Origin of the sequence: Bremerella sp. TYQ1, assembly GCF_020150455.1 — a bacterium.
Taxonomy (GTDB): Bacteria; Planctomycetota; Planctomycetia; order Pirellulales; family Pirellulaceae; genus Bremerella; species Bremerella volcania_A.
The window spans coordinates 2285069-2297840 of the sequence record NZ_CP083740.1; the positions used below are offsets into that span (position 1 = coordinate 2285069).

13 protein-coding genes are annotated in these 12772 nt (G+C 52.1%); 9 read left to right on the top strand and 4 right to left on the bottom strand.

Features of this window, described 5'->3' with window-relative positions; translation table 11 throughout:
- Positions 1-157: 157 nt before the first annotated feature.
- From LA756_RS08715 to LA756_RS08730, 4 genes are all read left to right on the top strand, one after another.
- Positions 158-391, top strand: coding sequence for a hypothetical protein (locus tag LA756_RS08715; RefSeq protein WP_224439485.1), 234 nt, complete (start codon positions 158-160; stop codon positions 389-391).
- Positions 392-542: 151 nt separating this feature from the next.
- Complete coding sequence (locus tag LA756_RS08720) at positions 543-1325, top strand: MBL fold metallo-hydrolase (protein WP_224439486.1); 783 nt, start codon at positions 543-545, stop codon at positions 1323-1325.
- A 510-nt stretch (positions 1326-1835) separates the two neighbouring features.
- Complete coding sequence (locus LA756_RS08725) at positions 1836-3368, top strand: ammonium transporter (RefSeq protein WP_224439487.1); 1533 nt, start codon at positions 1836-1838, stop codon at positions 3366-3368.
- A gap of 378 nt (positions 3369-3746) precedes the next feature.
- Positions 3747-4094 carry a P-II family nitrogen regulator gene (locus LA756_RS08730; RefSeq protein WP_105356734.1) on the top strand — a complete coding sequence of 116 codons (348 nt, stop codon included), beginning with the start codon at positions 3747-3749 and terminating at the stop codon, positions 4092-4094.
- Here the strand turns inward: LA756_RS08730 and LA756_RS08735 are convergent.
- Complete coding sequence (locus LA756_RS08735) at positions 4091-4756, bottom strand: TlpA family protein disulfide reductase (protein WP_224439488.1); 666 nt, start codon at positions 4754-4756, stop codon at positions 4091-4093. The two genes, LA756_RS08730 and LA756_RS08735, sit on opposite strands and share 4 nt — an antisense overlap.
- A 272-nt stretch (positions 4757-5028) precedes the next feature.
- Here LA756_RS08735 and cyaB point away from each other — a divergent pair, with 272 nt between their 5' ends.
- Positions 5029-5580, top strand: coding sequence for a class IV adenylate cyclase (gene cyaB, locus LA756_RS08740; protein ID WP_224439489.1), 552 nt, complete (start codon positions 5029-5031; stop codon positions 5578-5580).
- 251 nt (positions 5581-5831) lie between these two features.
- Complete coding sequence (locus tag LA756_RS08745; RefSeq protein ID WP_224439490.1) at positions 5832-7217, top strand: MFS transporter; 1386 nt, start codon at positions 5832-5834, stop codon at positions 7215-7217.
- Here LA756_RS08745 and LA756_RS08750 read toward each other — a convergent pair.
- The 3 genes from LA756_RS08750 to LA756_RS08760 are packed head-to-tail and all read right to left on the bottom strand — an operon-like array spanning position 7214 to position 9972.
- Positions 7214-8071, bottom strand: coding sequence for an ABC transporter permease (locus LA756_RS08750; RefSeq protein WP_224439491.1), 858 nt, complete (start codon positions 8069-8071; stop codon positions 7214-7216). The two genes, LA756_RS08745 and LA756_RS08750, sit on opposite strands and share 4 nt — an antisense overlap.
- 5 nt (positions 8072-8076) lie before the next feature.
- Positions 8077-8928: an ABC-2 family transporter protein gene (locus tag LA756_RS08755; protein WP_224439492.1), complete on the bottom strand. Its 852-nt coding sequence runs from the start codon at positions 8926-8928 to the stop codon at positions 8077-8079.
- A 15-nt stretch (positions 8929-8943) separates the two neighbouring features.
- A complete protein-coding gene (locus LA756_RS08760) occupies positions 8944-9972 on the bottom strand; it encodes an ATP-binding cassette domain-containing protein (protein ID WP_224439493.1) in 1029 nt (342 codons plus the stop codon).
- 167 nt (positions 9973-10139) lie between these two features.
- Between LA756_RS08760 and ispF the strand changes: the two genes are divergently transcribed.
- From ispF to ruvC, 3 genes are all read left to right on the top strand, one after another.
- Positions 10140-10616, top strand: coding sequence for a 2-C-methyl-D-erythritol 2,4-cyclodiphosphate synthase (gene ispF, locus LA756_RS08765; RefSeq protein WP_224439494.1), 477 nt, complete (start codon positions 10140-10142; stop codon positions 10614-10616).
- A 54-nt stretch (positions 10617-10670) separates the two neighbouring features.
- Entirely contained in the window at positions 10671-12206 is a 1536-nt protein-coding gene (gene cysS, locus LA756_RS08770) for a cysteine--tRNA ligase (protein ID WP_224439495.1), read from the top strand.
- Positions 12207-12272: 66 nt separating this feature from the next.
- Entirely contained in the window at positions 12273-12767 is a 495-nt protein-coding gene (ruvC, locus tag LA756_RS08775) for a crossover junction endodeoxyribonuclease RuvC (protein ID WP_224439496.1), read from the top strand.
- Positions 12768-12772 lie beyond the last annotated feature (5 nt).

A 12772-nucleotide genomic window follows, 5' to 3' on the forward strand; every position in this document is an offset into this window, starting at 1 on the left:
AGGATGGAAGTGAGTATTCTTTCACAAGGTCTGACGGAACTTCGACTCGATTGATCGCGTCGGAGTGGTTCACCGAGGTTTCGTTCAACAATCACTTAAACATCGCGACTTGCTGGAACAGAGGCACAGAGAGGCAGGACGCGAAGGAGGGCGACCTATGGTAACGATGAACGCAGTGGTTTACGAGAAAGATGGTCAGACGTACGTTTGGGCATTCCGAGAAGGGGATGAAGAGCGTGCGTTGGAAGCAATTTGCCAGACCGCAAATTGTGACGAATCGAATCTGACATGGGACGATGCCAACATCATCTGGCAACGAATGGGAGATGCACCTGATCGCGTTGATATCCGCGAAATGGGCTCATACCTTTCGCGAAGTCCTCGACGTTAATGCTCCCCGGTTCTAACGCACTCCGCTTCTCAATTCCGGCTGAGTGCAGGCTGCTTTTCCGATGGCAACCTCCGGTTGTGACTGCCCTGGGGGGGCGGTTAAAATGAGGGCGTCTTCAAGTCCCCATTTTGCCGAAGGTAATCTGCCTGTCATGCTGGCTCGAAAAGAAATCTTTCCCAACGTCATCGAACTCAATTTCCAGGCCGGTGAATTGCTCGGCTGCAACGTCTACCTCGTTTATGACGGAAACGAGTGGATTCTCATTGACATTGGTTTTGATGAAACCGTGGAAGACTATATCGATGTGATCCGCAACATCGACTTTCCATTGGCCAACTGTAAAACGCTTGTTGCGACCCATGCTGATGTCGATCACATCCAGGGACTTGCGAAAGCAAAGCAGATTCTCGGCACGACGGTTACCTCCCACCCATTGGCGGTCAAAGCTCTTGAATCAGGCGACAAGCTGCAGACATTTGCTGAAATCGCCTTGCAAGACATCCACCTCGACATGCCCCCTGTTAAAATTGAGCATCAAGTCAACGACGGCGATAAACTTACCGTCGGCAAGCTGGAACTCGAAGTCTGGCACACGCCAGGCCATACCAACAGTCAGCTGAGCTTTCGCATGGGCGACTTGCTCTTCTCAGGCGACAATATCTATCGTGACGGATGCGTTGGTGCCATTGATGCCCACCACGGGAGCGATATTCCGTCATTCATCAGTTCGCTTGAACGCATCCGCAAGAGTGATGTGAAATGGCTCCTTCCGAGTCACGGACCAATTTTCCGAAAAGACGACGAGCTTCTCGACAAGACTATCGCTCGCTTGAATAGCTATCTTCACATGGCCGACTTCGGCACCTGTGCTGTTGATTGGCCGCTAATGGATGAGTGGGAAGACGAGATCGTTAAGGGCGAGTTACCGAAGTAGACACCTGTTCGTTAAGTCCGAACAAGCTTCCCAGGGACCTCTCAGGTCCCTTTTTCTATGCGCATTTTTTTATGAAAACGTCGTCCACGACGTCTTGCTAGCAAATTGCATTGCGCCGTTTCGCAAGCCTTTAGGTACATGATAGAGCCTGCCAAGGGCGTCTCAAGCGTGGCGATGTGCGCCAAGCAAAAGTGCTGAGAATCGTGGCAAGCGTCATGCGCGCATTCTTTGCATGCCACGTCTCGGCCAAAAACCTCTAAGGAAATACCTAAATTCGCACTTTCTCTTAAGTCGTTTCCTGGCCATGACATAAATCGTCGTTGTTTTGTCTTCAGGGGTTTTCGCCTGCATAGTCATCATCAATGGCACAACGCTTGCAAACAGGGGCTCCCGTGCACACGACCCTGCGTGGGAAGGCGCACTCACAGATATCCCACGTCGGATCGATCCCTGGCCCTGGCATATAGCTGGCTGATGTTTGTTTCATCTTCTGAAAAAGGTACGAATCACATGGTAAGTTCCCTCTCCCTCCCCAACCGAGTGTGGTTTGCGATGATCGCAATCGCCCTCGGCCTCATGATCTCTTACCCGCTTTCAGCGCAAGACGCTGGAACCCCGGCATCGGAAGAAGCTCCGATGGCCGAAGCTGGCGAAGAACGAGCTGAAGAAGCCGCCGCCGAAGAAGGCGACACCGAAGCTGTCGAAGAAGCTGAAGAACCGCTCACTGCGGAAGAACTCATGGGCGACGTCGACGCGTTGTGGACTTGCTTGGCAGCATTCCTCGTGTTCTTCATGCAGGCTGGTTTCGCCCTTGTCGAAGCTGGTTTCACGCGTGCGAAGAACGCGTGTAACATCGTGATGAAAAACCTGATGGACTTCTCCATCGGCTCGTTGACATTTTGGCTAGTCGGTTTCGGCCTCATGTTTGGCGCATCGAATGGCTATTACGGCCACGACATGTTCCTTTTTGATGGTGGCAGTGAAGAAGCACTTGCAGTTAATGGTAACGCCGCATTTAACTGGGCATTCCTAATCTTCCAAACGGTCTTCTGTGCGACTGCTGCAACAATTGTTTCTGGAGCCATGGCTGAACGAACCAAGTTTTCCGCATACTTGGTTTACACCGTCCTGATCACTGTCATTGTCTATCCAATCTTTGGTAGCTGGGCATGGGGTGGATTGTTCGCCGGTGAAGGTTGGCTTGAAAACTCCTTCGGCAAAGTCGAAGGGACTGACGACAACTGGTTCTTCTACGACTTTGCTGGTTCGACTGTTGTCCACTCGATTGGTGGCTGGGCCGCTCTCGCTGGTGCCATCACCATCGGTCCTCGTATCGGTAAGTACACTGCTGACGGCAAAGTGAAGCCAATTCCTGGTCATAGCATCCCACTGGGTGCCCTGGGTGTTTTCATCCTGTGGTTGGGTTGGTTCGGATTTAACCCAGGTTCGACCACCGCTGTCGGTGGCGGCTCGTTCGCTTACATCGCTGTAACTACCAACCTGGCCGCTGCGGCTGGCGTTGTCGGTGCGATGATCACCTCCTGGATCATGTTCAGCAAGCCGGACACCTCGTTCAGCTTGAACGGAGCTCTTGCTGGCCTCGTTTCCATTACCGCTGGCTGTGACGGAATGGCTCCGCACTTTGCTGCTCTGTCTGGTCTAATCGGTGGCGTTCTCGTGGTCCTTTCCTGCGTCATGTTTGACAAACTAAAAATTGACGATCCTGTCGGTGCCGTCTCGGTCCATGGTGTGTGTGGTGCCTGGGGTACGCTTGCTATTGGTTTGTTCCACATGGACAACGGTCTTCTACTTGGCGGCGGCACCAAGCAGTTCGTGATCCAACTGATTGGTATTGCTGCGGGCTTCGTCTGGGCCTTCGGCGTCAGCTTTGTGATCTTCAATCTGATCAAGTTCACGATGGGCTTGCGAGTTAGTGCTGAAGAGGAAATGGCCGGTCTCGATATCACCGAGCACGGCATGTACGCCTACCCGGCACACTTGGTCACGGAAGGCACCAGCCAAGCAGGCCACGTCGCCTCCTAAGGCTGCATGTTTGAAAGTCAACCTCGCAGGCTGTGCTTTTGGCATGGCCTGCGAAGTTCAAGAAGACACTTCGGCCTTTGCCTGGGCCAGAAGTTCTACCCCAATGACTTGGAAGGGTGTTCCGCCTCGCTCTTCCAAGTCGGGGTTTTTTTTATGCGCTATGCTTTAGCCAAAAGTACTTAGCCGGATGGAATGGAAGTGGCACTTGGATTCTGCTGTTCAGCTTCTTGCTGTATTCGGAACGCCTAAACTTCTCTACGGCCTAGTCAATTTCTGTAAGTCTCCAGCGGCCCATCTGGCTGGCACTTGCCCGTTAACGGCACTCGGTTTACATTCGACTGTTTGGAACCCCATCGATCGTTCTCTCTGGACGCCCCCATGAAACTTGTGATTGCCATCATTCAGCCGAGCCGATTAGAAGCAGTCAAAGAAGCTTTGACCGAAGTGGAAGTCTTCCGCTTGACGGTGATGGATTGCCAAGGTTTTGGTCGCCAAAAAGGACAAACTGAGGTCTACCGCGGGCACGAGTTCACAGTAAACCTACTTCGCAAAGTCCAGCTTCAAATCGCAGTTAACGAAGACTTTGTTGAGCCGACGATCGACGCGATCGTTAAAGGGGCTCGGTCCAGCGACAAAGGCGAAATCGGCGATGGCAAGATCTTTGTCGTACCAATGGATGACTGTATCCGTATCCGCACCGGCGAACGTGGCCCGGAAGCGATTTAATTATCGCTTCCTTCTGTAGACTCGAGCTCTTCTCGGATCTTCTTCGACATCTCACTGAGATCGCCGCTGTATCCAATCCAAACCGCCTTGATTTGGCCATCGCGTCCCACGAGAAAGTTGGTTGGGTATCCAAACTGAGGGGAAGACTTGACCAGTTCACTTCGCAGCTTTGCCGTGCGATCTAAATAGACGGGCAAGTCAGAATTGTACTGGGCAAGCACCATCTGTGAGTCATGCTTAAGCCCCTCGACACCTTCCTCGAACGGTTGTATCTGCCCTGGCATCCAACGTCCATCAGCTGCGATGGCAATTAGCTGGAAATCAGGATCATCTGCAAAGCGCTGACGAATTTCCAGCAGTTCAGGAAACTCCATCAGGCACGGACCACACCACGGTCCCCAGATGTTGATCAGCGACACTTTGCCCGACAGGTCGCTCGTATCAATGGCTTGCTCGGCGTTGATCATGGCCTCTAATTCCGCAGCAGGCACCGGCATTCCTACCCAAGCATGAGACGCAGAAGGGCCATCGCTGCCAGGCCCCAGCAGCCAAGCCAACAACATGACGGCCAATCCGGCCAGAATACAGAGTAGAACGAAAAGGACTGTCTTGCCCCGACGACGTGTACCGCGAACCGGGCAATGAATGGAGAAGTGGGGCATTTCAGACTCGAATTAAGGTTGCATGAAGTTGCGGCAGAACCGTGCCATTTGATTCTATTTTAGAGACACACCGACTGCTCGTGGCAACTTGCTCAGGCATATTCCAAAGCGAGTTTCCGCGACCAAATCGCCATCTGACGAGATCACTCTGGTATCGATTCCCCCGTAAGGAAATAATAGAATATTGTGTTCCCGTCAGGCTGTTGTAAAACAGCGGCGGACTGCTTCTGTGTTTTAGAAGCTTAACGCTGCTTGAAGGATTCACTTTCACGATGAATTTCGAGGTCGAACTAAAATTTCCCGTCGACGATTTAGCCCCCATTGAATCGCAATTGGAGGATCTGGGCGGAATCATTGAAGTTCCCAAGCGTCAGGCGGACAGGTATTACAGCCATCCATCGCGAAACTTCGCCGAAACAGACGAGGCCCTGCGAATTCGCCGAGTTGGCGACCAGAATTTTATTACCTACAAAGGTCCCAAAGTCGACGATTCGACAAAAACTCGCCGAGAAATTGAGGTTCCGCTCATTTCTGGGGCTACTGGGGCGGCCAATATCGTCGACATGTTCGAGTCACTCGGCTTCACACCGGTTGCCGAAGTCACGAAAGATCGCCGCAAATCCCATATCCAGTATGAAGGTTTCGACGTACTGGTTGCCATGGACGAAGTAAAGAATCTAGGCAAGTTTGTGGAACTAGAAATCACTTCTGGCGAAGAAGAGATGGAAGCCGCAAAAGAAGTTTTGTCGAAACTGGCGGAGCAACTCGGGCTGTCCGGAAGTGAACGCCGAAGTTATCTGGAACTGATCTTAGGCTCTGATTAGGGCCGAATTTTCCCTGTGATCTTTCTGGGAAAATTTCCATTTCGGGCAAAACCTTGCCCGAGCCCCGGGGTTTTACCTCTCACCGCGACAATTTTCTGTGTGAAGGACCTCTTTTCACGCAGCGATTGTTTGAGGAAGCCCTGGGTCGTTAAGTTACCGCGCACTCGGCCTGGGGCTTCCTCTTTTTCTTGCTTTTAGCCCATTTTGGCCCCCGTCGTCGCCTTATGACGTCCGTTTTATAATGGGGCCTAATGAGTATTCACCCAAATTCTACTCCGGCGGCTAAATCGATCGCGGATTCTCCGAGCAATATCTCGAATGCTGACAACCACCAGCATGGCCTTCCGATGAATGAAGGTGTCTCTCGTAACTTTATGCTTTTGACGCTCTATCAAGTCGTCCTACGTTGCGGCTGGATTTTTAAAACCGAGAGCATCATTATTCCGGCCGTGCTGGATTTGATCGCCGGTTCAGGTTGGATTCGTGGCTTTCTGCCCATCCTCGGACGAATTGGTCAGAGCTGCCCACCACTGTTATATGCAGACCGCCTTCGTAATTTGCCGCTGAAGAAGTGGTCTCTCTTCGGAACGTCGCTCGCCATGGCGGTCGCCTTTGGGGGACTAGCCTCGCTATTCATTCCTGGAGTTGATTCGGCGATTGGCGAATCGGCTATGGTTGTTGGATTCCTGGGGTTCTACTTTCTTTTTTTCTGTGCGACGGGGCTCAATCAACTTGGCTTTGGAACCTCGCAGGGCAAACTGATCCCGCCTCATCTGCGCGGTCGCTTGATGTTGGCGTCGAATGTTATCGGTGCAATTATCGCCATATCACTTGCTGCCACATTACTTCCGCGATGGCTGCAAGGAAACGCGATTCAGGTAAATTGGATTTTCGGTTTCGCCGCATTGTCGTTTGTACTCAGCGCGATGACGGTTATTGGCCTACAAGAGAAACGTGATCGCACCGAAAAAAAAGCTTTCTCACCGAAGAAATTGTTTTGGGAATCGTTTCTCGTCGTTCGAAATGACCATCGTTTCCGTTGGGTCTGCTTAATTGCAGGTGCATTTGGTTTTTCGTTGATGCTTTTCCCGCACTATCAAGCCCTCGCACGCGAGCGTTTAGATGTCGACTTATCGCGGATGATCTTCTGGGTCATCATCCAGAACGCGGGGACAGCCGTCTTTAGCCTACTGGGCGGTCCATTGGCAGACTGGAAAGGGAATCGCCTGGTCTTGAGAACGATGCTTTTCGGCGTGATGATCCTGCCGCTCGGCTCGGTGCTCTTGGTTCATTCCGGCGAAGTCGGCTTACACTTGTTCGACTGGCTGTTTCTGTTTGTCGGCGTGACGCCTATCACGTTTCGCGCTTTCACCAACTATACGCTGGAACTTGTTCCCGCCGAATTGCATCCGCGTTACCTGGCCACGCAAAGCCTGTGCATTGCCGTTCCCATGGTGCTTTCACCACTGGTTGGCTTACTGATCGACCTGACAAGCTTTGAAGTCGTCTTCTGCGGAATCGCAGTTATTTTGTTTGGGGGCTGGCTTATGACATGGTCACTCGTCGAACCGCGTCACGAGCCTGGACACCACGTTCAATATGGCGAAATGGATGTCGACCCCGAAGACGAAGTCTAGCTACTAGCGCTTCGGTAGCTCTTTAGCGACATCTTAAAGACCCAGCGAGAGAACAACAGGCTCATCGCTGTGGCAATCACCATGTAGCCAGACAGCAGCCACTTGTCGTAGGGATCGACGCCCATGGGCTGAGCCAATATTCGTGCCGGCACATTCACGACGATTAAAATCGGAACGGCAAACGTGAAAATCATTTTCAACGTCAAGCCAAGTGTACCGGCGTTGTAGATCTCCATCGGGTATCGAGAAAAGCTGGTGATGTAAAACCAGAAGTCATAGAGCGAAGTATTTCTGCCGAGCCAGATACTGGAAGCGGCGAGCACAATCATCAGGCTATATAGAATGGCGACACCGCATGCCAGGAAAACCAAGTACAAAGCAATCATGCCGACGGTAAGCTCGATCGGTTCGTTCACGCGATGCGTCAGCTGAAACAAACTAATCGACATCAGCAAAATGCCGAACAGAAAGTTAGCAGTCGATGGCCAATTTACTTTCTCGAAGCTGATTAAAAACTGAGTATCGATCGGCTTCAGCAGGGCAAAATCAAGCTTTCCAGTTCGGATCAGTTCGGAGAATTCTTGAATGTTCGGCATGAAGAACATCTGCACCAGACTATTCACTAACAATGTGGTCGCCAGGAAAACAAAGAACTCCCACTTTCCCCAACCGGTGTTGTTTCCTATGGAACTGGTGTAACTGAATATGAGCAAATAGAAGCCCAAGTTCATGATCACCCAGGACAGACTCGAAACACATTCGATCCAAAAGTTCGAGCGAAAGCTCAAGTCTCGAACCAAACTGTTCCGCAGGAACATGTAAAAAACGCTGCCGTACGAAGGCCGTTCGTTCATCTGGCTTAACCTCCGTACGCGCTATATTGCTTCACGCCATAATGAAACGCGAACCGTGAAGCGACAATGAAAAAGACGACCCAGCCCACTTGGACGATCAGCCCCCACATCAACTCGGCTCCGGTGATTTTCTCCAGAAACACTGCGGCGGGGAAATAGGCGAGGTACATCAGCGGCAACGATTTAACAATCATCGACCACGGTCCACCCAGTTCGTTCAACATATCCAGCGGGAACATATGCCCCGACAGGAAAAAAGTGAACAGCATGTAGACGAACAACAATGAACGAACTTCGAGAAACCAAAACCCAATCATGCCGATCGTGGCTTCCATAAAGAAGCCCAGCATGAATGCCAAGATGAGGGAGAAAAAATATGCCGCTAAAACATTCGCTGGCGGCCAGCCATCGACGAAATAGCCACGGCACAGAAAGAACACAATCGCGAATGGAATCAGTGCGACAATGTAGTAGGTCAGTTTGTGGGCAATACGATTTAACAAAAAGAACGAGATCAAGTCCAACGGCTGGATCAGGTACTTTTTGATTTCTCCTTCGCGTATCTGCAGCGCGATTCCAGATGCCAAACCAGGCATACTCGAAAAAGCTCGCGAAACCGTCGAAAGCAAGTAATACGCAACAATGTTGTAGTACGTATACCCAACAATCTCTTCGCCGGCCGTGCTTCCTTCGCCACGAGCCGAAAAGATGGCCGACCACAGAAAGATCTGCGTAACAATCGGCAGGAATCGCATCAACGTTCCCAGCATGAAGTCGCCACGATAGACGAGCTTCTCATAGAAATTGATCTGAAAAATGGCCCACCAGGTGGAGGCCCTTGCGGCGAGATCCGCCATGTTCCTCTCCTGTGCTTAGCTCGACGCTTCGGCCATCTTCTTTTCGTTGTCCGAGGTGTCGCCGGGATGGGCCAACGAGAACACATCGGCAATGACTTCTTCCAACGGCGGATCTTCCACGCCAACGTCGGCAAGCTCGTACTGATCGAGGATGGAAGCCAAAACCTCGCCGACTTTAGCCCGATCGACGCGTAGTTTGACTTTCGGGAAGTCCTCGGAAATCAGATCGCCGAATCGAGATAGATTGCTTGAAGCAGCATCTTCGTTGAATGTCAGCGTCAGAATTTTATAACCGCCAAAGCGATCGATAATGCCGCTTAGCGAGCCGTCATAGATGATCAGCCCATGCGCGATGACCACCACACGCTGGCAAAGGGCGGCGATGTCTTTCATGTAGTGGCTTGTCAGCAGAACAGTGATTTTACGTTCCTGCTGATAGTGCTTCAGAAATTGCTGAATATTGTGCTGGGCGACCACGTCCAGCCCAATCGTCGGTTCATCAAGGAACAAAACATCGGGCGAGTGGAGCAGGGCGGCGATCAGCTCCATCTTCATTCGCTCGCCGAGAGACAACGCTCGAACCGGCTGGGCAAGTAATTCCTGAACACCTAGCAAATCAACCAACTCGTCCTGCGTTCGCTGGAATTGATCAGCATCGATCCGATATATTTTCTGATGAAGCCGGAAACTATCTTGGGCTGGCAAATCCCACCAGAGTTGGTTTTTTTGGCCCATCACCAACGCAAATCGGCGTCGGTAGGCGTTATCTCGATGCCACGGAACGTGCCCCATGACCTCGGCGGAACCAGAAGTCGGATTAATGACGCCTGAAAGCAGCTTCAGCGTGGTCGTTTTTCCTGCCCCATTGGGGCCCAGGAAGGCGACGAATTCCCCCTGGTCGACCGTCAAGTCGATTCCTTTGACCGCCTCGACCGTCTTGTATTGCCGGTGAAACAGCCCGCGAATCGAGGAAAGCAGGCCTTCTTGCTTCTGATAGACCTGATAAGTCTTAGTCAGCTTTTCTATTTGGATGATCGGTGCCATGTGCAGATTATAGACCAGGGGGGTAAATCCGGACAGTTGTCCGGGGCCCCTCGCGTTGTGGCAATATGGGGTATTCGCTATAATCGCCGCGCTTTCGGGCGTGTTTTCCGGTCAGGGAGATCGGAACGTGACCCAGCGAGGAACGATCGCTTCGGGAAATATTAGGGATGATACGTATTGGGCTCGGACACGACACCCATCGTCTAGCCGACGGGGGGCCATTGATTCTTGGTGGCCTCGAAATTCCGCACGATAAACACTTGGTCGGACACAGCGACGCCGATGCTTTGATGCACGCCATCACGGACGCGTTACTCGGTGCGGCGAATCTTCCAGATATTGGGCAGCTTTTTCCCAATACGGACGACCTCAACAAGGACCGAGCGTCGAGCGAATTTCTTCAGCTTGCCTATCAAAAAGTCCTTGACGAAGGTTGGACACTCATCAACCTCGATTGCGTCATTCACTCGCAGCGTCCCAAGCTGGCCGATTTGAAGTCGCTGATGCAAATTCGTATCGCCGAAATCTTACATGTCTCGCCAGAAGATATCGGTATCAAAGCCAAAACCGGTGAAGGCGTTGGAAGTGTCGGTCGTGAAGAAGCGATCGAAGTTCAATGCGTTTGCCTGCTGAAAAGAGCCTAATCCCCCTCCAACTTAGCCGAACCACCCGCACCTATTGCGGTCTAAAGGAAGATCATGAGTAATCTCCGGGTCTACAACACACTGAGCCGTACCAAGGAAGAGTTTAAGACCGTCCAGTCTGGCAAAGTCGGTATCTACCTCTGCGGTCCGACCGTTTATGCCGAAGCCCACATTGGTCACATGGTCGGCCCCGTGATCTTCGATACGGTAAAACGCTATCTGGAACACAGCGGCTACGACGTTCGCCTGGTGGTCAACATTACCGACGTGGACGATAAGCTAATCAATAAAGCGAACGAGCGCAAAATGACGATGCTCGAAGTCGCCGAAGAAAATATCAAAGATTATCTCGACAACCTGGCAGCGCTCAACGTCACGACAATCGATGATATGCCACGCGCGACCTCTTCGATGGACGACATCATTCAGTTCATCAAGGACCTCGTCGACAAAGGCTTTGCCTACGATGTCGATGGCGATGTCTTCTTCGAGGTCAGCAAAGATGCACAATACGGCAAGCTCACCAATCGCAGCGTCGATGCGATGCAAGGAGAAGGGGGCGGCGCCGCTGCCAGCAAACGCTCGCCAGGGGACTTTGCTTTGTGGAAGAAGGCCAAACCTGGCGAACCATCCTGGGAAAGTCCCTGGGGCAATGGACGACCAGGCTGGCATATTGAATGCTCGGCAATGAGCAAAAGCATCCTCGGCGAAACGTTCGACATCCACGGTGGTGGTCTCGATCTGACATTCCCACACCACGAAAACGAAATCGCCCAAAGCGAATGCTGCCATGGCAAGCCGATGGTGAATTACTGGATGCACAATGGACTGCTGCGAAGCGATCCAAGTGCCGGCAAGATCGGCGGCAAAGCGGAACGCGACAAAGACGCGTCCGCCGGTGAAGCTGGCGGCAAAATGAGCCGAAGCGGTGGTGCCGGCGGCTTGCACTCGCTGATCGATCGTCAAGGCGGCGAACGCATTCGATTCTTCCTGCTGCGAACTCATTACCGTAGCACGATTTTATTCAGCGAACCGGCGATCGAAGAAGCTGGCACAGGACTGGAAACGTTCTCCCGCTTGTTCGAGCGTTACGAACGTATCACCGGCAAGAGCTTTTACGACATCGAACCTGCCAAAACGCGTAAAGCAGGTGAATTTAACGCCGAGGGGGACGAACTTCTGGCACTCCTCAAGAAGCATCGCGATGCCTATCTCGAAAAGATGGACGACGACTTCAACACCGGCGGTGGTGTCAGCGAGTTGTTCGAGATCGTTCGTGGTGTGAATAAGTTTATCGACCAAAACAAGCTCGAAGAAACGAAGGGAGCCGATACCGCCTCCTTAGATCAAGCGATGGCAACACTTCGTGAACTGACGTCAATTTTGGGTCTGTTCGCTCAGAAACCAGAAGCCGATTCGAGCGAAGATGCCGGGCTCGTTGATTCGCTGATGAGTCTGGTCATCGAGATTCGCGCCAACTCTCGCAAGAGGAAAGACTTCGAGACAAGCGATCTGATCCGCGATCGCCTAACCGAATGCGGTATCACGCTGGAGGACCGTAAGGACGGAACTCTTTGGCGCAAAGGCTAAACCATTCCTGCCCCCTCTCTCATGCATTGAGAGAGGGGGTCAGACTTTTTGTGCCTCCGGACTAACATGAAGAAACGCATTCTTGGAATCGATCCCGGCCTCAACATCACCGGATATGGTGTCATCGACGTGGGACCATCTGGGATTTCTATTGTCGAGGCAGGAGTCGTCCGAGGCAAAACTCGTGGAGAAGTCCCGGCGCGTGTGCGTGAGATCCATGAAGGAATTACCGATGTCATCACTTCGCTCAAACCAACGGTGATGGCAATGGAAGAGTTGTACTCTCACTACGAGCGTCCCAAGACGGCCATCATCATGGGACATGCTCGTGGTGTGCTGTGCCTGGCTGCCGCTCAGAATAATTTGACGTTCTACAGCTATGCAGCGACGCAGATTAAGAAAATTCTCACCGGCAGCGGACGAGCTCCCAAGAACCAAATGCAAGAGTCCATTCGCCGCGAGCTTGGCCTTGCGGAAGTCCCTGAGCCTGCCGACGTAGCGGACGCATTAGCCGTAGCGCTTTGTCATTATTACCTCAGCAAGATCGCGACGACTATTTAGCGACT